This window comes from Bifidobacterium boum (assembly GCF_000741535.1).
In the GTDB taxonomy this organism is placed as follows: domain Bacteria; phylum Actinomycetota; class Actinomycetes; order Actinomycetales; family Bifidobacteriaceae; genus Bifidobacterium; species Bifidobacterium boum.
In genome coordinates this window covers 47,083-67,990 of record NZ_JGYQ01000002.1, presented here as the reverse complement: position 1 = coordinate 67,990, position 20,908 = coordinate 47,083, and the positions used below count along the sequence as shown (strand labels likewise).

19 protein-coding genes and 5 tRNA genes are annotated in these 20,908 nt (G+C 56.9%); 3 read left to right on the top strand and 21 right to left on the bottom strand.

From position 1 onward, the window contains the following. Positions 1 to 422 precede the first annotated feature (422 nt). The 18 genes from purH to BBOU_RS00230 form a co-directional block, all read right to left on the bottom strand. Positions 423 to 2,051 carry a bifunctional phosphoribosylaminoimidazolecarboxamide formyltransferase/IMP cyclohydrolase gene (purH, locus tag BBOU_RS00315; RefSeq protein WP_026502909.1) on the bottom strand — a complete coding sequence of 543 codons (1,629 nt, stop codon included), beginning with the start codon at positions 2,049 to 2,051 and terminating at the stop codon, positions 423 to 425. Further along, positions 2,029 to 3,393 carry a cell division protein PerM gene (locus BBOU_RS00310; protein WP_026502908.1) on the bottom strand — a complete coding sequence of 455 codons (1,365 nt, stop codon included), beginning with the start codon at positions 3,391 to 3,393 and terminating at the stop codon, positions 2,029 to 2,031. Before BBOU_RS00310 ends, purH begins: the two co-directional genes overlap by 23 nt. Further along, a complete protein-coding gene (sucD, locus tag BBOU_RS00305) occupies positions 3,390 to 4,313 on the bottom strand; it encodes a succinate--CoA ligase subunit alpha (RefSeq protein WP_026502907.1) in 924 nt (307 codons plus the stop codon). Before sucD ends, BBOU_RS00310 begins: the two co-directional genes overlap by 4 nt. Beyond that, a complete protein-coding gene (gene sucC, locus BBOU_RS00300) occupies positions 4,310 to 5,518 on the bottom strand; it encodes an ADP-forming succinate--CoA ligase subunit beta (RefSeq protein ID WP_026502906.1) in 1,209 nt (402 codons plus the stop codon). The genes sucD and sucC overlap by 4 nt, the downstream gene beginning before the upstream one ends. 22 nt (positions 5,519 to 5,540) lie before the next feature. Continuing rightward, the gene (locus BBOU_RS00295) at positions 5,541 to 6,119 is read right to left on the bottom strand and encodes an adenine phosphoribosyltransferase (RefSeq protein ID WP_026502905.1); all 579 of its coding nucleotides are present in this window, start codon (positions 6,117 to 6,119) and stop codon (positions 5,541 to 5,543) included. Positions 6,120 to 6,177: 58 nt separating this feature from the next. Beyond that, positions 6,178 to 6,636 carry a preprotein translocase subunit YajC gene (locus tag BBOU_RS00290; RefSeq protein ID WP_051616732.1) on the bottom strand — a complete coding sequence of 153 codons (459 nt, stop codon included), beginning with the start codon at positions 6,634 to 6,636 and terminating at the stop codon, positions 6,178 to 6,180. Between the two features lie 42 nt (positions 6,637 to 6,678). Next, positions 6,679 to 7,776, bottom strand: coding sequence for a Holliday junction branch migration DNA helicase RuvB (gene ruvB / locus BBOU_RS00285; RefSeq protein WP_169736210.1), 1,098 nt, complete (start codon positions 7,774 to 7,776; stop codon positions 6,679 to 6,681). 7 nt (positions 7,777 to 7,783) lie between these two features. Next, complete coding sequence (ruvA, locus tag BBOU_RS00280; RefSeq protein ID WP_026502903.1) at positions 7,784 to 8,404, bottom strand: Holliday junction branch migration protein RuvA; 621 nt, start codon at positions 8,402 to 8,404, stop codon at positions 7,784 to 7,786. Between the two features lie 49 nt (positions 8,405 to 8,453). After that, complete coding sequence (gene ruvC, locus BBOU_RS00275; protein ID WP_026502902.1) at positions 8,454 to 9,035, bottom strand: crossover junction endodeoxyribonuclease RuvC; 582 nt, start codon at positions 9,033 to 9,035, stop codon at positions 8,454 to 8,456. A gap of 4 nt (positions 9,036 to 9,039) precedes the next feature. Then, entirely contained in the window at positions 9,040 to 9,798 is a 759-nt protein-coding gene (locus BBOU_RS00270; protein WP_026502901.1) for a YebC/PmpR family DNA-binding transcriptional regulator, read from the bottom strand. A gap of 51 nt (positions 9,799 to 9,849) precedes the next feature. Continuing rightward, positions 9,850 to 11,055, bottom strand: coding sequence for a glycosyltransferase family 4 protein (locus BBOU_RS00265; protein ID WP_033490433.1), 1,206 nt, complete (start codon positions 11,053 to 11,055; stop codon positions 9,850 to 9,852). Positions 11,056 to 11,130: 75 nt separating this feature from the next. Further along, on the bottom strand, positions 11,131 to 12,150 hold the full coding sequence (locus BBOU_RS00260) for a phosphatidylinositol mannoside acyltransferase (protein WP_026502899.1): 1,020 nt from the start codon (positions 12,148 to 12,150) through the stop codon (positions 11,131 to 11,133). A gap of 7 nt (positions 12,151 to 12,157) precedes the next feature. Then, entirely contained in the window at positions 12,158 to 12,847 is a 690-nt protein-coding gene (locus BBOU_RS00255; protein WP_026502898.1) for a CDP-alcohol phosphatidyltransferase family protein, read from the bottom strand. Positions 12,848 to 12,945: 98 nt separating this feature from the next. Then, entirely contained in the window at positions 12,946 to 14,979 is a 2,034-nt protein-coding gene (thrS, locus tag BBOU_RS00250) for a threonine--tRNA ligase (protein WP_026502897.1), read from the bottom strand. Between the two features lie 444 nt (positions 14,980 to 15,423). After that, a tRNA-Val gene (locus BBOU_RS00245) sits at positions 15,424 to 15,496 on the bottom strand. A 32-nt stretch (positions 15,497 to 15,528) separates the two neighbouring features. Continuing rightward, a tRNA-Val gene (locus BBOU_RS00240) sits at positions 15,529 to 15,600 on the bottom strand. A gap of 42 nt (positions 15,601 to 15,642) precedes the next feature. Further along, positions 15,643 to 15,713: transfer RNA gene (locus BBOU_RS00235), tRNA-Cys, on the bottom strand. A gap of 28 nt (positions 15,714 to 15,741) precedes the next feature. Further along, positions 15,742 to 15,814: transfer RNA gene (locus tag BBOU_RS00230), tRNA-Gly, on the bottom strand. Between the two features lie 209 nt (positions 15,815 to 16,023). On the opposite strand from BBOU_RS00230, the gene BBOU_RS00225 reads away from it, so the two are divergent. Both BBOU_RS00225 and BBOU_RS00220 read left to right on the top strand, forming a co-directional pair. Then, on the top strand, positions 16,024 to 16,854 hold the full coding sequence (locus tag BBOU_RS00225; protein ID WP_235341293.1) for a PAC2 family protein: 831 nt from the start codon (positions 16,024 to 16,026) through the stop codon (positions 16,852 to 16,854). Positions 16,855 to 16,969: 115 nt separating this feature from the next. After that, positions 16,970 to 17,045 (top strand) — tRNA-Gly (locus BBOU_RS00220). 59 nt (positions 17,046 to 17,104) lie between these two features. Here BBOU_RS00220 and BBOU_RS00215 read toward each other — a convergent pair. Next, positions 17,105 to 17,626 carry a DNA-deoxyinosine glycosylase gene (locus tag BBOU_RS00215; protein ID WP_026502895.1) on the bottom strand — a complete coding sequence of 174 codons (522 nt, stop codon included), beginning with the start codon at positions 17,624 to 17,626 and terminating at the stop codon, positions 17,105 to 17,107. A gap of 114 nt (positions 17,627 to 17,740) precedes the next feature. After that, positions 17,741 to 18,661: an undecaprenyl-diphosphatase UppP gene (gene uppP, locus BBOU_RS00210; protein WP_026502894.1), complete on the bottom strand. Its 921-nt coding sequence runs from the start codon at positions 18,659 to 18,661 to the stop codon at positions 17,741 to 17,743. Positions 18,662 to 18,868: 207 nt separating this feature from the next. Here uppP and BBOU_RS00205 point away from each other — a divergent pair, with 207 nt between their 5' ends. Then, positions 18,869 to 19,660 (top strand): fructosamine kinase family protein, encoded by a 792-nt coding sequence (locus BBOU_RS00205; RefSeq protein WP_026502893.1) that lies wholly within the window; start codon positions 18,869 to 18,871, stop codon positions 19,658 to 19,660. Between the two features lie 89 nt (positions 19,661 to 19,749). Here BBOU_RS00205 and dnaJ read toward each other — a convergent pair whose 3' ends face one another. Beyond that, the gene (dnaJ, locus tag BBOU_RS00200; RefSeq protein WP_026502892.1) at positions 19,750 to 20,895 is read right to left on the bottom strand and encodes a molecular chaperone DnaJ; all 1,146 of its coding nucleotides are present in this window, start codon (positions 20,893 to 20,895) and stop codon (positions 19,750 to 19,752) included. Positions 20,896 to 20,908 lie beyond the last annotated feature (13 nt).

Here is a 20,908-nt window from a genome sequence, read left to right as displayed (position 1 = left end):
AATACCGCGGAACGCACCTTCCAAGGGCTGCGATCACGCAGTATGACGCGAATCAATCCCAGCACGACGGCCGTCACGACAAGAACAATCGTGGCGGCCGTCGTATATCCAAGACCAGCGAGAATACCAGTCAGACACACCAACAACGCAACCGTCCATTCACAACCAGGTTTGCCTTCACGGGCTTCCGAAACATAGGGATGTTCATGTGCCACGATTACTGTCCTTCCTTATACCGGGATGACATGCCGACTGCCTGCCACGGAACGCACCGGCATGTCCGCGACTCGATTGCGCTGCATCACAATATACACGTTGGGGCGGGATGCCAAGACATACGTACTATAAGCCTCCCGCCCCAACAGACGAACACCGGGCATGACGTTGAACAGCGGCTGGCTCTCCCCCGTCATGATGGCGGATCAGTGGAAGAAGTGGCGCGTCCCGGTGATGTACATGGTCACGCCGGCCTTACGGGCAGCTTCGAACACTTCCTCGTCGCGAATCGAACCGCCGGGCTGGACAATGGCCTTGACACCGGCATTGATCAGGTATTCGGCACCGTCAGCGAAGGGGAAGAATGCGTCAGAAGCGGCAACCGAGCCTTGTGCACGATTGGCGCCATCAGCCAGCGTATTCGCACGTTCTACCGCAAGATGGCAGGAATCCACACGATTGACCTGACCCATACCGATACCGACCGTAGCTTGGTCATGCGCCAACAGGATCGCATTGGATTTCACGCAACGGATGGCTCGCCATGCGAATTCAAGATCGCGGAGCGTCTCGGCATCAGCGGCCTCACCGGAAACAAGCTTCCAAGCGTCGGGCGTGTCACCGGGGGCATCGATGAGATCCATGGTCTGCACCAGCAGGCCGCCATCGATCTGCCGATACTGCTGCTTGGTACGCGGCGGTTCCGCAACCTTGAGAATACGAAGATTCTTCTTCTTGGTCTTCAGCAGTTCCAACGCCTCAGGCTCATATTCCGGAGCGACGATGACTTCGGTGAAGATCGGCCGGACATTCTGCGCCATCTCGAGGGTAACCGTCGTGTTGGCCGCGATCACGCCGCCATAGGCACTCATCGGGTCGCACGCGTGTGCCTTCTTATGGGCTTCAGCAACAGTCGCGCCAATGGCAAGTCCGCACGGATTGTTGTGCTTGACAACAGCGACAGCGATTTGCGGGGCGAAATCCCATACGGCACGCCACGCGGCATCGGCATCCACATAGTTGTTGTAGCTCATCGGTTTGCCGCCCAACTGCTCGGCATGCGCAAAACCGGTCTGGTTCAACGGGTCAAGATACAACGCGGCGCTTTGATGGGGGTTCTCACCGTAGCGCAGGATATGAGCGCGATCCCAGGTACGCGTGTACGCGGCGGGGAACAGCGAATCCTCATGCGGCAATTCTTGCGCACCAGCTTCATCCTGTTCGATACTCTTCGGTTTCGGCCAGTGCTTCGAAGTCCACTCGTTAATTGTCGCATCATAGGCTGCGGTGTGAGCGAAAGCCTTAGCGGCCAGCCAACGACGTTCCTCAAGATCGAATCCGGTGCCGTTCTCGACACGCTTGGCGACCAGAGCATAATCATTCGGATCGGTAATGATGGCGACGGTCGCGCTGTTCTTCGCGGCGGCACGAACCATGGACGGCCCGCCGATATCGATTTTCTCGATGGTGTCAGCCTCATTGGCGCCGGAACGAACCGTGTCAGCGAACGGGTAGAGATTGACGACCACCAAATCAAACGGCTTAATACCAAGCGCTTTCAGCTGATTCACATGGTCCGGGTTGGTCATGTCGGCGAGAATGCCCGCATGAATATGCGGATCGAGCGTCTTGACTCGCCCGTCAAGGCTTTCCGGGAATCCTGTGACATCGCTGACTTCGATGACTTGTACTCCAAGCTCGGCAAGCCGCTTCGCGGTCGAACCGGTGGAAACCACTTCTGTTCCCGCCGCGATGAAGGCTTTCGCCAGCACGTCGATGCCGTCTTTGTGGAATACTGACACAAGGGCGCGTTTAATCGGCCGATTTGTTGTCATCCTGCTCCTCCTTGGTGATGGGTGCCGAATTCACGACACGGGGCGTGGGTTGCACGTCCATGGTTTTCCCGTCATCCTGTGCGGATGGTTCACGGGATTCCTTGGCCGGACGCAAACGCATCCAACCCAAGCGTAATCCATATATTGCCGTGTCAAACACGATGACTGCCGCCCATACTGCAAACAGACCGGTCATCGTCGGTTGTGCGACCGCGCGGGTCGACGAGACCACATCGACACCGACATGGGCCAAACGATGCCTTCCCAGCGATCCGTTGGATACGGCAAACATGCACGATGAGGCGAGAGACACCAACACACCGGCGATACTGCACGCGCCGAGCGGGTACGCGAAGTCCACCGCTTTGCGCATCAGGGTCTGACGATCGTCTTGTGCGTGAGGCGCCCGGATCGCAAAGCCGGTAGGCGATAGCATAAACGCCGTAGCGCATACAACTGCAATGATAAGCGGCAGTGATATCAATACGGTTCGCAGCCCATCGTTGGTAAGCGCTTGGGGGAAGATGGCGAATACCGGTATGCCGGGCAATCCGTCACTGTGGTCCGTCCACAGCGTGAAATGTGCGACATCGCCGATATGGAAGCCGGCACCGAACATCCAAGACAACGACCACAGGCATAGATTGGGCAACCATGCGAGTGTGCAAATCGATGTGAGAATACGCGAACCGGTGCCCATGGCATCCAGTTCGAACACACGTTGGACGGCGTCATAGCCGTATACAATCCAGACAACAAGATCAATACCGGCGGCAACCATGTAGACGGCCAGCAGCGTGCCTGCCAAGGTGAGTCCCAGAGTCCAAGTACGGCGTAAGCCTGGTGTCATGCGTTCATGAAAGAACTGCGAAACCGTGTGCCAGGCCTGGCTTGCCGGGATGGTGCCGATAAGATACGCCGCAGTGAACACCATACCCGTTTTCAATAGGACATGGATGGTATCGTCGAGCAGGCTCACTGAAACACCATACGTGAACGCCGCATTCATCACCAGCCAAACGAGCAGTCCGCCGAAATAGGCTGGTACGGGAAGGCTCCGCTTGCGTGCAATAGCCGACAGAAGCCATATGAGCAATAGCGTAAGTCCGAGAGGAATGATGCTTAATGTGACCGCTCCGGCACGGAACCCGACGCCTTGGGCGAGCAACACCATGGCCTGGGTAAGGGGAACGGCATAGCCTGTCAGATTCGTGGCGCCCTCTTCCATGGACACCACGAGTAGCAGTAATGTGATGACCAGCCACAGTGCCAGCACATACAACGCCATGGAGGCCGCCGCGAAGGCGACCCCCTTGAAAAACGAGACTACACGCTTGTTCATGCGGCTACGGATTGCAATGCCTTACGCATCAGTTCCGCGGTCTGGCGCGGAGTCTTGCCTACCGGAATGCCTACCGCTTCCAGTGCGACTTTCTTATCCTGTGCGGTGCCTTTGCCGCCTGACACAATCGCGCCGGCGTGTCCCATCTGTTTGCCTTCGGGCGCAGTGAATCCGGCGATATAGGCGACGACCGGCTTGGTCATATGTGTGCTGGCCCATTGCGCGGCATCCTGTTCGGCGCTTCCGCCAATCTCGCCGATCATGACAACACCCTTGGTCGCTTCGTCAGCTTCGAATGCTTCAAGCGATTCCTGAAGGGTGGTGCCGACAATCGGGTCACCGCCGACACCGACACAGGCGGTGAACCCGATATCAGACAACTCTCCCATGAGCTGATAGGTCAAGGTTCCGGATTTGGAAACCAGGCCGAGCGGGCCGCGCTTGACGATACCATCGGGAATGATGCCCATATTGACGCCCTTGGACTGTTCGGACGAGGGCAAGGTGATGAGCCCCGGGCAGTTCGGGCCGATGATGCGCACACCCTTGCGCAGGGCCAACTCAACGAAATACGCCGAATCAGCCACCGGGATGCCTTCAGTGATGACCACGATGGTGCTGATTCCCGCTTGGATCGCTTCGACAACCGCATCCTTGGCGAAACGAGGTGGGACGAAGATGACACTGGCGTGGGCACCGGTCGCCTTGGATGCTTCGCTGCATGTCGCATAGACCGGGATGACTGCATCCTTCCCGTTCTTCGCGTTGGGATACGTGACTGAGGTTCCTGCCTTGCGAGGATTCACACCGCCGACGATATTCGTTCCTGCCTTCAGCATGCGAGCGGTGTGTGTCATGCCTTGGTGTCCGGTCATGCCTTGAACGATAACCGGTGCGCCATCTTCTACAAACAACGTCATTTGTTGGTCTCCTTGTCTGCAGCTTGTGCGAGGGCAGCGATATGGGCAGCCTGCTGTGCGGCTTCCTCCATCGTGTCAAACACGTGGAGATGCGGATCGTTGGCGTCAGAAAGCATTCTCAACCCTTCTTGGGCCGCGTTGCCGTCAAAACGCACGACAATCGGCTTGACGGTCTCAATCGCCTGCAACGCTCCCAGAATGCCGGCGGCGACTTGCTCACATGACGTGATACCACCGTACACGTTGACGAACACCGATTTCACTTGGGGATCAGACAGAACGATCTCCAAACTGTTACGCATGACTTCAGACGAAGCACCGCCGCCAATGTCAAGGAAGTTGGCAGGCTTGATGCCCATCCCCTGTTCCTCGCCGGCACCGGACACCGCGTCGAGCGAGCTCATAACCAAACCGGCGCCGTTGCCGATGACGCCAACCTGCCCCTGCAGATGCACGTAGTGCAAGCCGAGCTCTTTGGCCCGCTGCTCGTAGGGGTCAAGCTGGGACGCACCCGCGAAACGCTTCCACCCATCGTGGCGGAACGCGGCATTATCGTCAAGTGAAATCTTCGCGTCAAGGGCGCACAACGATTTGCTGGACTCGTCGTCGGGATCGCCGATCTTGGCGAGAGGATTAATTTCCACAAGTGTTGCGTCATTGGCTTTGAAACACTGCCACATGTTCAGAAGAATCCGTGCGGCCTGATCGACATCCGCATGGTAGAATCCGATGTTCTTCGCCATTTCGGTGGCGGCATCGAGATCAAAAGTATCCAGCGCATTGATATGCAGACGCTTCACCGATTCGGGATGCGCCTTGGCGATCTCCTCGACTTCGGTGCCGCCGTTGGCGGTCGCGAGGACGTCGAAATCACGCGAAGTACGGTCAACGGAAATGGAGACGTAGTACTCGTGGATGACGTTTTTGGCTTCCGCTACAAGAACGCCACGCACCTTATGGCCATGGATGACCATGGGGAAGATGGCGTTCGCTGCAGCGACCGCTTCTTCGCGAGTGTGAGCGATCTTCACACCGCCTGCCTGCCCACGATGTCCAATTTTGACCTGCGCCTTGATGACACACGGATATCCAATAGTGTCTGCAGCCTGGGCGACTTCATCGACATCTCGGGCGAAAATCCCGTTCGGAGTCGCGATGCCTTGCTCGTCAAGCAGTTGACGCGCTTGATATTCATAAAGATCCATGGCTTCCTTCTTCCTGAATTCGTTACGCCGGCATCGAGACCAAGGTACTGGTCGGATAATCGCCCAGCTCTTCAATCCCACTCAGGCCTTCGAGCTGCATGACGAAACTGAAACCAGCCACCGTGCCTCCACACTTGCGAATCAAGTCGGCAGCGGCCTTGGCGGTCCCGCCGGTGGCGATCAAATCGTCGACGATCAGTACGCGCTCTCCCCTGCTCACGGCATCGGCTTCGACTTCAACACGTGCCGTACCGTATTCCAAGGTGTAATCTTCACCGATGACTTCCGGAGGGAGCTTGCCCGCTTTTCGTACCGCGATGAAGCCTTTGCCCAGACGGGCGGCAAGTGCTGGGCCAAACAGGAATCCTCGTGCTTCCAACCCAGCCACGGAATCGAATTCGTCGGCAGGGATAGGCAGAGCCTTCTCAAGGCCTTCAAGCATGATCTGCAGTCCTTCGGCGTTCTCCAGAACAGGCATGAAATCACGGAAATTAATGCCTTCTTTGGGGAATCCTTTGATGGAACGGAACAGTGAAGTCAAGAATTCCGCCCGCTCGTGGCCAACGAGTTCAAGCTGCCTGATATGGATATCGGATGCCATAGAAATAACCTGATCTTTCTGATTGCCAGTGTCGTCGCATCAAACGGCTTCGCGGATACTACTTGGTTTCGGGTTCCGCTGTTGCGGTTTGCGTGTGTTCCGAGTTCACGGCAGCAGGTTGGGCTGTTGACGACGTGTCCTCACCAGAAGCCTGTGCGGCGTCCGCATCATTGTCGACGGGGAGACCGGCCGGTGACTCGTTGTCCGACTGCTGCTCGTCATCATCATCGATAAATGCCGGACGAATATATTTGCCACGAACGGATTGCATTTTGACGCGCATACGGCTGCCTTCGGAATCGACGACAACCTCTTCATACTTCTCATCCACGGAAACAATGGTGGCGATGATGCCGCCGGCCAGTACAACAAGGGTTCCCGGCACCAAGGATTGGCGAAGCTCTTCCTGCTGCTGTTGCTGCTGCTTCTTCATACGCCGCGAGCTCATCCACATCATGACGATGAACAGGACAAGGACAAGGATCATAATGAGATTCGGATCGAGATTCTGATTCATGAGGCTCCTGACATGTGCTGCGGGCTATCCAAAATATGTATTTTAGAATAGCTTGTTGACATCGTTTTCTTGCGGTTCGAGGCCGAGATGGGTCCATGCTTTTGCTGTTGCCACACGCCCTTTCGGCGTACGGATAAGGAACCCTTCACGGACGAGGTACGGTTCGCAAACCGTCTCCACGGTCTCGGACTCCTCACCGACCATGGCGGACAGGTTGTTCAACCCGACCGGCCCACCTGCGAAGTTCGTGCAAATTGCTTTCAGTACTGCGATATCCAGACGATCGAGTCCTTCGGAATCAATCTGGTACAACGCGAGGGCATCGCGTACCGCATTGACATCAACCTCGTGCAAATCATGGACGATTGCCCAGTCCCGGACTCGTCGGAGCAAACGATTAGCGATACGCGGTGTGCCTCGAGACCGTAACGACAGCTGATGTGCGGCCCCCGGACCAAGGGTGACGCCAAGAACGGAAGCTGAACGCTCGATCAGCTTCTCAAGCTCCTCATGCGGATAGAAATCAAGATGTGCAGTAAACCCGAATCGCGCACGTAACGGCGATGGCAGCATACCCTCCCGCGTTGTAGCGCCGATGACAGTAAAGCGTGGCAGCGTCAGCGGAATCGATGAAGCGCCGGGGCCCTTGCCGACCATAACATCGACACGGAAATCCTCCATCGCGATATACAGCAATTCTTCCGCTGGGCGAGGCAAACGGTGGATCTCATCAATGAACAAGACCTCCCCCGCATCCAACGAACTGAGAATGGACGCCAAATCGCCAGCATGCTGAATCGCCGGACCGGATGTCACACGAATCGGCACCCCCAACTCATTGGCTACGATCATCGCGAGCGTGGTCTTCCCTAATCCGGGAGGGCCGGCGAGCAAAAAGTGATCCGGCGGCACATCCCGTTTCCGTGCAGCTTCAAGGAATAATTGCAGCTGCGCCTTCAGCCGCGGCTGACCGATGAATCCGTCAAGGACATGCGGCCGGAGTTCTTCGTCACTGACCGGCTCATTATCCAGCGGCTGGGAAGAGACCATGCGCAGTGATTCCTCCCGGGCGCCATCATTGCTGACCATCATGTCGCCGACGTTGCCGATGGCACGACTGCCGGACTCGTTCGTCTTCATTGCCATATCACCTTCCCCGATCCAGCTCAGTCAATGCGAGTTTCAACACGCCCGGTACGTCCTGGGACGCGAGCGGCGTCTTGATATCATGATCCCGGCATGCGCGCTCGACGGCGTCCTTGGCATCCTGTTGACGCCACCCCAAAGACATCAGACCTTCAATCACCTGTTGCGAACCGGTGTCAACGGCAGTCGCCGAGGACGCCGCCGCCGATCCTTCAATCTGCGTGAGATCAAGCGACCCTTTCAACTCGAGAATGATTTTCTGAGCACCCTTTTTCCCTAGACCAGGCGCCTTGGACAATGCCGTGGCATCGCCATCCGCCACGGCGCGCGCCAGACGGTCAGGCGGCAACGTGGACAGCAAAGACAACGCGACTTTAGGACCTATGCCACTGACTTTCTGCAGCTGCAAGAACATTTTCTTCTCAGCGGAGGAAAGGAACCCGTACAATGTCATCGCATCCTGAGTCACAACCATCGAGGTGTACAGCACAACATGCTGGCCGGCATGCAATGACGACACGTCGGTTTGGGGCATGCGCACGCCAAAACCGATGCCGTGGACGTCGAGAATGGCCCCCGCCTGATCGACGGACTCGACTTGCCCGTTCAACATGGCGATCATGATGCCTCCTTCATCGCACTCTTACATATTCGAACACATGTTCGATAGTTTACATGCCGCGGTCGACGCCGCGACGACGTTTAGCTTGCTGTGCAGCCAATGCCCACTGCCGTTGGGCGGCAGTCAAATGCTGCTCGCGCTCACCGCCCTGCAACGCACCGGCCGGACGAAGCGCATGGCACATCGCCTGTGCCAACGCATCAGCAGCGTCAGGCGGTTTCGGCATTTCAGACAAATTCAAAATCCGCATCACCATACGCTCTACCTGAAGTTTGTCAGCTTTGCCATTACCTGTGATGGCAAGTTTGACTTCGGTCGGCGTGTGCAACGCGACGGGTATCCTACGCTGTGCCGCAGCCAGCATGGCCATGCCCGCCGCCTGGGCGGTACCAAGTACGGTATTGCGATTGTCCTGCGCAAATACCCGCTCGATGGACACCGTGTCGGGGGCGAACAGCTCGAGCTTATCGACAAGACCGTTATAAATCGACAGAAGCCGCAAGTCCTGGGACATGTCCGGACTGGTGCGGATGACATCGACGTGGATAAAAGAAAGCCGGCGTGATGCGCCGGCTTCCACCACGCCGACCCCGCACCGAGTCAATCCGGGGTCAACGCCAAGAATGATCAACAGATCACTCCTCTTCCTCCAACTGGGCCATGACCTCATCGGACGCAGTCCAATTGCTGTAAATGTTCTGGACGTCATCAAGATCATCCAAGTTGTCGATCAGCTTGGACACCTTGCGCGCATCATCAAGGCTGAGTTCGACCTCGTTCTTCGGAATCATGACCAGATCAGCGGAGTCATAATCGATGCCGGCATCCTGCAGTCCCTTACGAACGGTGACCAAATCGCTCGGATCGGTGATAACGCTGAACACGTCGCCGTCATCAGATACGTCTTCGGCACCAGCTTCAGCCGCGATTTCGAAGAGCTTGTCATAATCCATGCCTTCAGCCGGAACCACGATCTGGCCCTTACGCTCAAAGTTGAAGCTCACAGCGCCCGAAGTGGCAAGGGAGCCGTTGCCCTTGGTCAGCGTGGAACGAACTTCAGCCGCCGCACGATTACGGTTATCGGTAAGGCATTCGATAATCAGACCGACGCCGGCGGGCGCATACCCCTCATACACGATATCCTCGTAATTGGCTGCGCCATCTTCTTCACCAGAGCCACGCTTGACGGCGCGCTTGATGTTATCGGCAGGCATGGAAGCCTTCTTGGCCTTGACGATCGCATCATACAGCGTCGGATTGCCATCAGGATCGCCACCGCCCAAACGGGCTGCAATCTCGATGTTCTTGATCAGCTTGGCGAACAGCTTGCCGCGCTTGGCGTCAATGGCGGCCTTCTTATGCTTGGTGGTCGCCCACTTGGAATGCCCTGACATAATGCTCCTAGCAGATACGGGTATGATAAACACACCGATTGTAAAGCGCTTTCAAGACAAGACCTGCGCATACACGTTGAGCACCTGGTCGACCACGGTCGACCAATCATACCGGAATGACCGTTGTTGCCCTGCAGCTCCGAGCGCTGATCGACGTTCGGCATCAGCGAGCAGCGAACAAACCACCGAAGCGCAATCCGCGGCATCACCATTTGAAAACAACGCCGCCGCACGCCCCTGGTCCGACACATCAACGAACGCGGGCAAATCTGACGCGACCACAGGGCATCGCGCGGCCATCGCTTCAGCCAATACGATGCCGAAACTCTCGCCGCCGCGTTGCGGAGCCACATACACACTCAGCGAACGGTAGAAACGCTCCTTGTCTTCATCACTGATTCTGCCGAGAAACTCCATATGCGCTTCAAGCACACCGCTCGGGTCGAGATCCGCGATCATGTCGCGCCCTTGTCGTTCCCCATCCCCGACGCACAGGAACCGGGCTTGCGGATATCGGTCAAGAATCTTCAAAGCCGCTTCACAAAACACAGAGAATCCTTTGCGCTCCTCGCCGATGCGTCCGAGGAATCCAATCGTCGGCATGTCATCCGTCCCCACCCATCGGGGTGAAGGTGAGGCTTGTGCGAACCTACGGCATGAAATGCCGTTGGGGATGATTGTCGTCGGAATATGCTCAGGCATGTACCGGTCCGCCGTGGCACGCGCGGAATCGCTGACGCATATCGCATACGACAACGGGGCAAGATAACGGTTGAGGTATGTCTGGAAGAACCTCAATGCGAGAGGATACGTGTTGAATGCGGCATGGAACGTGCCGACCAGCGGCGGATGCCGCGTCATCGTCAACGGCTTATGACTCAATGACGGCGCTTCCGGCTCATGCAGATGCACGATATCGAAATGCCCTTGCCTGACCCATCTGCGGACTTGGGCGCCGACAAAACCGAAATAACTTAACCGTGATACCGAACCATTGTAAGGAATGGCGAATGACGTGCCATTCGTCTGCACCCACAACGGCATGTCGTTCGTTCTGCGCCCAGGGGCAAGGACCTCGACCTGATGTCCGCGGGCGATTAATTCTTGTGCGAAATCCCGGATGTGAAACTGCACTCCCCCGGGAGTTTCGAAAGAATACGGAGAGATGATTCCAACTCTCAGCTTGCGCCCATGCAACGGATCGGGAATGTCACCAATGTGCGAATCGGCTTGAACATGCCGAAAGTCGTTGGCCATCATGTCCTTTCTCTTCGTGATCAATCGATATGCCTTAGCGTACACGTACAAACCGTGCGCCACAGACGATATTCGTCACCGTGCGCGCGCTTCGATCAGCCGGCGGACATCATCGGGAATGTCGCTGAGCCGCGAAAAATCAAGATCTTCAAGGAAAATCGGCTGAAGCATATGCCAATCCTGAGGATGCCGCTCAATACCTTCGGACCACACATCGACCCAAGCTTGACTGATGGCTCGTATGGCTTCCTCCCGCGGCAATCCGCGGTATGCGGCGACATCAATCGGCTCACTGATCCAGCATACATACCCGTACGGCGTATGGGCGAGCTTGCGACGGTTCCGATCGAGCCGTTCACGATACATATTGACCACATACAAGGGCAATCCCGTGTCCAATGCCAATGTCGCGGGGCCTCGTGCCACACGAATCATCGAATCGAAGGCATGGACGAACTCGCCATGCCTGCTCAAATCACGATCGGCGAGCAACGGAACCAGCACATGTGGTTTGCCGAGCTCCTGCTCCAATTGACCGATGAGACCATGGCGCCCGGTAAGCAGAATGTTGATTCCCAAGGATTGCCGGATATCGATGAACGTCTTCAGAAGATGCTCGTTACTCAACCGCTCCGCCACGGTAGTGACCGGAGCGACAGCATGGTGGGCCCAATACCCGGCATAATCCCAGTTGCCTTGATGCCCAAGGGCAAGCGGGGCCGAACCGGCTTGCTTCCGAGTCTGTTCGATAAGCTGTTCGAGTCCCGGGCCTTCCCCGCGAACACGCGCCAGAAGACATTCATCACTTCGCCCGCCTACAGTCATGGCTTCGGAAAAATACGTGAAGTACGAGCGCATACCTCGATGCGACATCATACGCACATGGAGATGAAGCCACGCGGCGGATGGCGACGTTCCCGCCACGCGACGCTGCCTCGCACGAAGAACACGCCGGAGATTCCGTTCAAGCTGGCGGACACCACCAACCCGGAACAGCCATGCCACATCCGCGGCGACAAGGAACATGCCGCGGACCAATCGTTCGGGAACAGCCCCGGCATGCCGGGCGATGAAGACAAGAATCCGGTCGAACAAGACTGTCCTATCTCACGGTATCATGTTCTGGAGCATTCGCGTCCCCAACAGGCACCGTATTACCCCTCATTTGTCTGCGGACTTCAAAGATCCGCTGGAATACAGTAATCAGTCCGAGTACCGCAAGCAGTACCATCGCGACGGCCAGCCACACCCCCTGATGCGTCAATCCGGTAATCAACATACCAACAAGGATGATGCACAGCCGATCGGCACGTGTAGCGATGCCGTTCTTCGCTTCATATCCGACCGATTCGGCACGCGCTCGCGCATAAGAAGTGACAAAGGATGTCATGATGCCCACCAGCGCGCAGGCGATGCCGACTTCGGAAACCATATCGCCACGCAAAGCGTTTTTGGTCCACCAACCGTGATGAAGATAGAAAATCAGGATGCACCCGATCAGCACCGCCCAATCGGCGATACGGTCAAGCGTCGAGTCAAGAAACGCTCCGAATTTCGTGCCACCATTGGTCAGCATGGCAACTGAGCCATCCAAAGAGTCGAACATGACCACCAGCGCGAGAAGGAACACCAGGGGGATGATGTTACCGGTCACCCCGATGAGAATCGACAGCCCAATCGCGAGAATCGACCCCGTAACCGTGATAGCGTTCGCGCTCAGATGCATCGATACGCATGCCTTGGCGATGGGCTCAATCAGTTTTTTCCACAGACCGCGGCAATGTTCCAGCATTGTTTACAATACCTTTCTTCACATGACTGCAAGCATTCGGGCGGCGCCGGAACAACTCCGACACCGCCCGAACCGACATCAGTGTGAATCCGTCGGGTTTACTTCGTCGCCTCGGCGAAATCCTCAGCAGTGTTCACCTGAACGCGCTTCTTGATGACCTCGAGAATCCACGCCTTGGCCTGATCCACGGGAACACCATTGAGCTGGCTGCCATCGCGGAACCTGAAGCTCACCGCGTTCTTGCTGACATCCTCTTCACCGGCAATCAGCGTGAACGGCACCTTGGACTTCGAAGCGTTGCGGATCTTCTTGCCGAAGCGGTCATCGGAGTTGTCCATCTCGCAGCGTACGAGATTCTCTTCAAGATCATCGATGAAGGACTGCAGATGCGGGGCGAACTCGTCGGCGACCGGAATGCCCGTGACCTGGACCGGCGCAAGCCACACCGGGAAAGCACCGGCATAGTGCTCAAGCAGAATCGCGAAGAAACGCTCGATGGAGCCGAACAGTGCACGGTGAATCATCACCGGACGCTGATGTGTGCCATCCGCAGCGATGTATTCAAGGCCGAAACGCTCAGGCAGATTGAAGTCCAGCTGGATAGTGGACACCTGCCAGGTGCGCCCGATGGCGTCGCGTGCCTGGACTGAGATCTTCGGCCCGTAGAACGCGGCACCGGCCGGGTCGTCGACGAGTTCAAGACCGGACTCCTTAGCGACCTCGGCGAGCGTGTTGGTCGCCTCCTCCCAGATCTCGTCAGAGCCGACGAACTTGTGAGGATCCTTGGTCGACAACTCCAGATAGAAGTCGTTCAAGCCGAAGTCCTTGAGCACCTTGAGCACGAAGGTGAGCAGACGGCGGAGCTCGGGCTTCATCTGCTCGCGTGTGCAGTAGATATGCGAATCATCCTGAGTCAGGCCGCGCACACGAGTCAGTCCGTGGACGACACCGGACTTCTCATAGCGGTACACCGTACCGAATTCGAACAGCCGCAACGGCAGCTCACGATAAGAACGCTGACGGGACTTGAAGATCAGATTGTGCATCGGGCAGTTCATCGGCTTGAGGTAGTAGTCGAAGCCCTGCTTGGTGACGTTACCGTCGGCATCACGTTCCTCATCAACGCGCATCGGCGGATACATATTGTCCTTGTACCAATGCAGATGCCCGGAAGTCTCATACAGGCCGCCCTTGGTGATATGTGGGGTCTGTACGAAGCTGTAATGGGCTTTGCGATGCATTTCGCGGGAGTAGTCCTCCATCGCGTTGATGACCGCGGCGCCCTTGGGGTGGAATACCGCGAGACCGGGGCCGATCTCCTCCGGGAAGGAGAACAGATCCATTTCCTGTCCGAGCTTGCGGTGGTCGCGTTTGGCGGCCTCCTCCATACGGGACATGTAGGCTTTGAGATCGTCCTTGCTTGCCCAAGCGGTACCGTAGATGCGCTGAAGCATCGGGTTCTTCTCGTCGCCACGCCAGTATGCGGCAGCGGTACGTTCCAGCTTAAACGCCTTGATGTAACGCGTATTCGGCAGGTGTGGGCCGCGGCACAAGTCCTTCCAAACCACGTTGCCGTCGCGATCGACGTTGTCATACATGGTCAGCTCGCCTTTACCGGAAACCTCCGTGGCGGCAGCTTCATCGATTTCGGCTTCCTTAGCGCCAATCAACTCAAGCTTGTACGGCTGTCCGACTTCTTCGGCACGCGCTTCATCTTCAGTGACCACGCGCCGGCGGAAAGCCTGCGAGGACTTGATGATGCGCTGCATGCGCTTCTCGATTTCCTTGAGATCCTCCGGAGTGAACGGATCCTTGACGTCGAAATCATAGTAGAAGCCATCCTTGATGACAGGACCGATGCCGAGCTTGGCGTCCGGGCGGATCTCCTGCACGGCCTGAGCCATGACGTGGGTTGCGGAATGACGCATGATTGCGAGACCGTCTTCGGAATCAAGCGCGATCGGTTCCACTGTGTCACCGTCGTGAAGCGGAGTGTAGAGGTCACGCGGTTGGCCATTGAGACGTACTGCGATGATGTCCTTGTTGTCGCTGAACAGGTCGACGCCGGTCTGGCTTGCATCCACCTCCTTCACTTCGCCGTTGACTGTTATGGAGATGGTTTGTTCTGCCATGAGGTGTCCTTTGCTATCGGGGCCCGCGGTACTAAGGTGCAGGCCTGGACTGTGTGTTACCTCGTTTACGGTAAATGCGGGACACGACATTGCAACCGATCCCCGCCCGCGCGTGTCAGGTGTCCGCAGCGAGGTGTGCTTACGTACAGTGTGCGATGTATCGTCCAGGCATTGTCCGCACGGAATAATCACCCGCTCCGAAATACGACCGTGGTGCCGAGGAAACGACAGAGTACCGACAAACCGATTGTCCGGGATGCCGCCGTCAGCATCCGCTTCTGCTGACGCTGCGGCATGTCTCAGCGTCGGCAGAAGGTTGCGCATGCGAGAGACTTACCGCCATTGAACGCGTGCGTCGTCGATAGCCGAGGAAATCACCGTAACCGCAGCGGATTGCTCAATAATACAAAAAAACGCCACGCTGTGCGTGACGTTCAATCATTGTGGGTGATGCAGGAATCGAACCTGCGACCCCTTCCGTGTGAAGGAAGTGCGCTAGCCGCTGCGCCAATCACCCGATTGGTGGAATGCCGGATTCCTCCGGACTCGTGGGCGATACAAGATTCGAACTTGTGACCCCTTCCGTGTCAGGGAAGTGCGCTACCTCTGCGCCAACCGCCCAGGTTGTGTCTTGGTTTGGAAAGTTTGCACCTTCCTCACCAGAGGTGGGTACGAGAGTCGAACTCGTCTATACGGCTTTGCAGGCCGCTGCCTAACCGCTTGGCTAACCCACCGTAAGGTCGTCAACTCATCGGACCTTAGAGCGGACAACGGGACTCGAACCCGCGGTCTCGACCTTGGCAAGGTCGCGCTTTACCAACTAAGCTATGTCCGCGTTTCAACCACATTGCTGTGTTTGAAGCAACGAGTAATTACTATAACCGCACTCGGGCAATCTGCCAAATCGAATGGAACCATCGGCGTGTCGTTTTTCGTCCCGTGGCGATATGACCTGTATAAAACCTAGTATTTCCAAGGGCTGAGGGGATTCACCAGTGGCATAAGCACACGTGCCGAACGGGGCGACCGGTTACATTAGAAGCTATGACTGCAGGACCGATGCAAGAGAAGTTCATGATTTCAGCCTTCGAAGGCTGGAACGATGCCAGCCAAGCCGCAAGCGAGGTCATCCACTACCTCATCAGCCATTACGAATCCAGATTGGTTTACGAAATCAATTCGGACGGGTATTACGACTATCAAAGCACCCGTCCGATGCTGTGCCATATCACCGGGCATACGCGTATCATCTGGCCGCACACCTCATTCTATGAAATCCAGCTCTCCCCCACCGTGCAGGTTCTGGCGCAGATTGCCCCCGAACCGAACTACCATTGGAAGGACTACTGCGCGGAAGTGCTCCGCACCGCACAAGCGTTCGACATCACCCATATCATCACCTTGGGCGCCATGTACGCATCTTGTCCGCATACCCGGCCGCTCCCCATCGACATATCCAGCGCCACTTGCACATGCGAGCTCGATCGGGAATACAACGGTCCTATCGGCATCACCACAGTATTGGACCAGATGGCATGCAAGACCGGCGCAGCCACCACTTCAATGTGGGTTTCCATACCGGAATACATGGATACTGACATCTGCGCCCAAGGCACACTCCAACTGATGCACGGATTGTCCACCTTGCTCAACACGCCGCTCGATACCAAAGACCTGCAAAGCAAGGCAGAAGCCTGGAAAACCAAGGCGGCCACAATCGCCGCTTGCGACGATAGCCTCTCCTCGTACGTCACACGCCTTGAGCATGAGTATGATCTCGCCCAGCACGCACGGACCGTTGCATCGCCAGGAGCCCCACAAGCCGAACAGCTTGTCAAAGAAGCCGAAGCCTTCCTCAAACGGATGGAACCTTAGCCATACATCAGCCAATCCCTTGTGCGGCTTGACGACTCGCCGTACAGTTTGCATGCTTTGGCTTGGACCATTATAGTGTCCTGTGTTCCAAGCGCAGTGCGCTTGTCGAGCAGTCGCGGACATAGCTTAGTTGGTAAAGCGCGACCTTGCCAAGGTCGAGACCGCGGGTTCGAGTCCCGTTGTCCGCTCCAGATCCCGGATTCTTCCGGGATTTTTCATATTCCCCTCCTCACAGATTCTCTCATCAGTGCTATTCCGTCAACACTCCTGCCTGTGTGAAAGCATCGTGATATATGGCAATCAAATCCTCCAACGACTTGGATGCGTTCGCCGGACTCGTTGATGCGAGCGTCATCATGGGTGTGGCGATACCCTGGCGCCGCAGTCCCGGCTCAATCAGGCTCCGATACAACTGGCCCGCCTTGGTGCCGGTGGTGACAACCACCCGTATCGGGGCAGATCGAAGAATCACACCGATATCATTCGGATGGGGATTGCGAATACTGGAGTCGTTCGCGCCATCGATATCACATGAAGCCAGCACATCCCACAACGCCATATGATGACGCAAAGCGAAAGCCTCACGTTCTCGAACGGACGCTCCCGGATCATCCGAAAATACCGCCGCCATCACAGGCCAGAACCTATTTCTCGGATGCATATAGTAAAAGCCTTGTTTCCGCGATACCGGACTAGGCATACTGCCCAATACCAGAACCGTCGAGGATGAATCCCAGACCGGACCAAAACCGTGAATCACATGCTGTACCACGGCAATTCATAGTACGACCCGAGCATGTCAGAACCCATAACAGTCAGACGGGCGTCATGCGTGAGGTCACGCATGACGCCCGTCTGACTGTTCGATATGCGATCAGCGATGGCGCTAGAACATGGTGATTACGGTGTTCACCATCTCGACGGCCGCCGTCTTCGTGGCCTGCTCCATCGGGTGCAATGCACCGGCGATAAGCAGAATCGCGACAATAACGGCAATAACAATACGGTAAATCGCGAACGCCCTATAGGAGAACGTTGACACGAATTTCAGGAAGCCGATGATGACGACATAGCCGACAAGGAAGCTCACAATCGTCGCGGCGATGGTCGCGCCCCAGCCGGGGAACGTCGGATCGGAAGCCGCAGAACCAACCGATTTCACGGTCTCGAGGATTCCCGCGCCGAACACCGCGGGAATGGCCATCAGGAAGCTCACGCGCACAGCGGCTTCACGAGTGTAGCCCATAGCCCGGCCGAAGGTGATGGTGCCGCCGGAACGTGACACCCCCGGGATGAGCGCAAGCATCTGTCCGAGACCGAAGATAATCGCTTCTTTGACGTTCATCTCGCGAATGGTTTTCCGCTGCGGGGCTCTCGCATCGATAATCCAGAGCAGTACACCGAACACGATAAGCACGGTGACCGTGATCCACAGATTCCTCAGCGTAGTCTCAATCGCGTCCTGGAACAGCAGACCGGCGACCACGATAGGGATGGTACCGACGATGATGTACCATCCCATCGCAGCGTCACGGTCACGCGTGCCGAACCGTTCTTTCCAGTCCCCCGTAACCGGACGAGTGAACAGGCAACGGAACCAGTGCGACAAGATACGAGCGATATCATCGCGGAAATACAACAGCACTGCCAGTTCGGTACCAAGCTGGATAATCGCGGTGAACGCCGCGCCGGGGTCGGTGCCGAGCATCAGATCGCCGATGATGCGGATATGGGCGCTTGACGATACCGGCAAATATTCGGTAAGCGCCTGCACCAAGCCGAGGATAATCGCTTGGAAGAAATTCATGATCCCTCTTATCACTACTAATCGTTCATTGAGTTGTTCATCCGTATGATCACTGAGCAGATGACGTGACTACTCTATCCGTAGACGGGAATATTCCGCACACTCCCCCGGTTTTCAACGCAAGGACGGCACACAATCATGCCGGTCGCAGCGGAATGCCGCAGGAGAAAGACATACACTAGAAGAAGACTCAACAGGAGGTGCCATATGGCGAAGTATCGCAAAAGCAGGATGTTCGCACCCGCCGGATTCTTCGAGTGTGAAGGCCGCGGATTGCAATGGCTGGGTGCAGCACATGCACAAGGCGGACCGCGCGTCGTCGACGTATACGATTGGGGCGACAACTGGCTGGACATCGAACGCGTCGAAGGCTGCTCCCCCACGCCGAAAGCCGCATATGATTTCGGTGCGGCGCTCGCACATATGCATGATGCCGGCGCACCGTATTTCGGGTCCGCGCCTGAAGGATACGCAGGGACATGCTATTTCGGACCGTTGCAGGATCCGGTCAAGATGGATACCGGCGAATGGACCGACCCTGTCACGTATCTCGCTGATGGCCGTCTGAGGCCGATGGTCGAGCTGGGCATTCAGCGCGGAGAGCTCACCGACGACGATCTCGCATTGACCAACCAAGTCATCGACCGGCTGCCCGACCTTCTGGGACGTGCCGCCGAAGACAAGCCGGCTCGCGTCCACGGTGACCTATGGAGCGGCAATGTCATGTGGACCCGGGATAGCGGGGACGTCGAAGCGGTGCTTATCGACCCCGCCGCCCATGGTGGACATCGTGAAGAGGATTTGGCGATGCTCAACCTGTTCGGCATGTCATATCTGCGCGAAATCATTGACGGGTACCAGCGAGTCCATCCATTGAAAGCCGGATGGGAGGACCGCATCACTATCTGGCAGCTCTACCCGATTGCCGGACATTGCGTGTTCTTCGGCGGCGGTTATGTCAGCGAGTACCGGTCGATGTGCCGATCTCTGCTTAAATAATCCTGGGACTTTCCGTCAACAATCCGATGGCGTGCCGTCTCGCGAGTTATACCGCGAGACGGCACGCCATCGGATTGTTGACCGGCCGGTCAGCTCAGCGCATCCTTGAGTTTGCTGAAGAATCCCTTCTTCCCGTTCAATGGTTTGCAACTTTGGGAGACCTGCGCTTGTGTGCCGTCATGCTTCTGCGCGAATTGTTCGATAAGATCACGCTCATCGTCTTTGAGCTTGGTCGGGATGACCACATTGACGTGGACGATGAGGTCACCTCTTGTGGAATCACCGAGCTTGGTCGATCCAAGCCCTTTGAGTGTCACAGTCTGCTCGGGCTGGCAGCCTTGAGGAATATCGAGATGCTGCGACCCGTCGAAGGTGTCGATATCGAGTTCGTGACCGAGTACCGCCCAACTCATGGGAATCTGCACCCAGCAGTGCAAATCGTCGCCGTCGCGTGTGAATTGCTTGTCGGGCTTGATGCGGATATCGACGTACAAATCGCCTGCGGCGCCGCCACCTTCGCCGACCTCACCCTGGTGAGGCAACCGCAGCCTAGTTTCATCATGGACGCCGGCGGGTACGGTGACTCCGACGTCACGTGTGGTGCGCACACGACCATGCCCCATGCATGTCGGGCAGGGATGCTCGATGATCGTGCCGTGCCCTTCGCAACGTTCGCATGGCGCGGATGTCATCATCTGGCCGAGCATGGTGCGCACGACTTTCTGCCGGTACCCTTGGCCATGGCAGTCGGGGCATGTCACGGGCTGGGAGCCTTCGGTGGCTCCGGAGCCGCCACACTCCTGGCACAGGCCGAAGGTGTTGATTTTCACGTGGGCGACACCGCCGAATACGGCGGTTTTCAAATCAATCGTCGTTCTCGCCAGGGCATCCCTGCCCGGTTGGGTGCGTGGGGTCGGTCCTTGGCCGGCTCCCGATCCGAAGGCGCTGCCGAAGAATTGTCCGAAGATGTCGCCGACATCGCCCATGTCGAAACCTGCTGCGCCTGATCCGAAACCGCTGGATGGGTCGTTTGGATCGACCCCTTGGTCGTACATCCTGCGTTTATCCGGGTTGGACAGCACTTCGTAGGCGCTGTTGACTTCCTTGAATTTGTCTTCGAATTCCGGCCCGGCGATGTCGGGATGGTATTTGCGGCTCATCTTGCGATAGGCTTTTTTGATTTCCTCTTCGCTGGCCGTGCGTTCCACGCCCAGGACTTCGTAGTAGTCTGCCACTGCTTATTTCCTT

Bases quoted from the DNA above. Each gene is read 5' to 3' on its own strand.
- purH (WP_026502909.1), bottom strand. From the start codon at position 2,051: ATGACAACAAATCGGCCGATTAAACGCGCCCTTGTGTCAGTATTCCAC.
- BBOU_RS00310 (WP_026502908.1), bottom strand. From the start codon at position 3,393: ATGAACAAGCGTGTAGTCTCGTTTTTCAAGGGGGTCGCCTTCGCGGCG.
- sucD (WP_026502907.1), bottom strand. From the start codon at position 4,313: ATGACGTTGTTTGTAGAAGATGGCGCACCGGTTATCGTTCAAGGCATG.
- sucC (WP_026502906.1), bottom strand. From the start codon at position 5,518: ATGGATCTTTATGAATATCAAGCGCGTCAACTGCTTGACGAGCAAGGC.
- BBOU_RS00295 (WP_026502905.1), bottom strand. From the start codon at position 6,119: ATGGCATCCGATATCCATATCAGGCAGCTTGAACTCGTTGGCCACGAG.
- BBOU_RS00290 (WP_051616732.1), bottom strand. From the start codon at position 6,636: ATGAATCAGAATCTCGATCCGAATCTCATTATGATCCTTGTCCTTGTC.
- ruvB (WP_169736210.1), bottom strand. From the start codon at position 7,776: ATGAAGACGAACGAGTCCGGCAGTCGTGCCATCGGCAACGTCGGCGAC.
- ruvA (WP_026502903.1), bottom strand. From the start codon at position 8,404: ATGATCGCCATGTTGAACGGGCAAGTCGAGTCCGTCGATCAGGCGGGG.
- BBOU_RS00270 (WP_026502901.1), bottom strand. From the start codon at position 9,798: ATGTCAGGGCATTCCAAGTGGGCGACCACCAAGCATAAGAAGGCCGCC.
- BBOU_RS00265 (WP_033490433.1), bottom strand. From the start codon at position 11,055: ATGGCCAACGACTTTCGGCATGTTCAAGCCGATTCGCACATTGGTGAC.
- BBOU_RS00255 (WP_026502898.1), bottom strand. From the start codon at position 12,847: ATGCTGGAACATTGCCGCGGTCTGTGGAAAAAACTGATTGAGCCCATC.
- thrS (WP_026502897.1), bottom strand. From the start codon at position 14,979: ATGGCAGAACAAACCATCTCCATAACAGTCAACGGCGAAGTGAAGGAG.
- BBOU_RS00225 (WP_235341293.1), top strand. From the start codon at position 16,024: ATGACTGCAGGACCGATGCAAGAGAAGTTCATGATTTCAGCCTTCGAA.
- uppP (WP_026502894.1), bottom strand. From the start codon at position 18,661: ATGAATTTCTTCCAAGCGATTATCCTCGGCTTGGTGCAGGCGCTTACC.
- BBOU_RS00205 (WP_026502893.1), top strand. From the start codon at position 18,869: ATGGCGAAGTATCGCAAAAGCAGGATGTTCGCACCCGCCGGATTCTTC.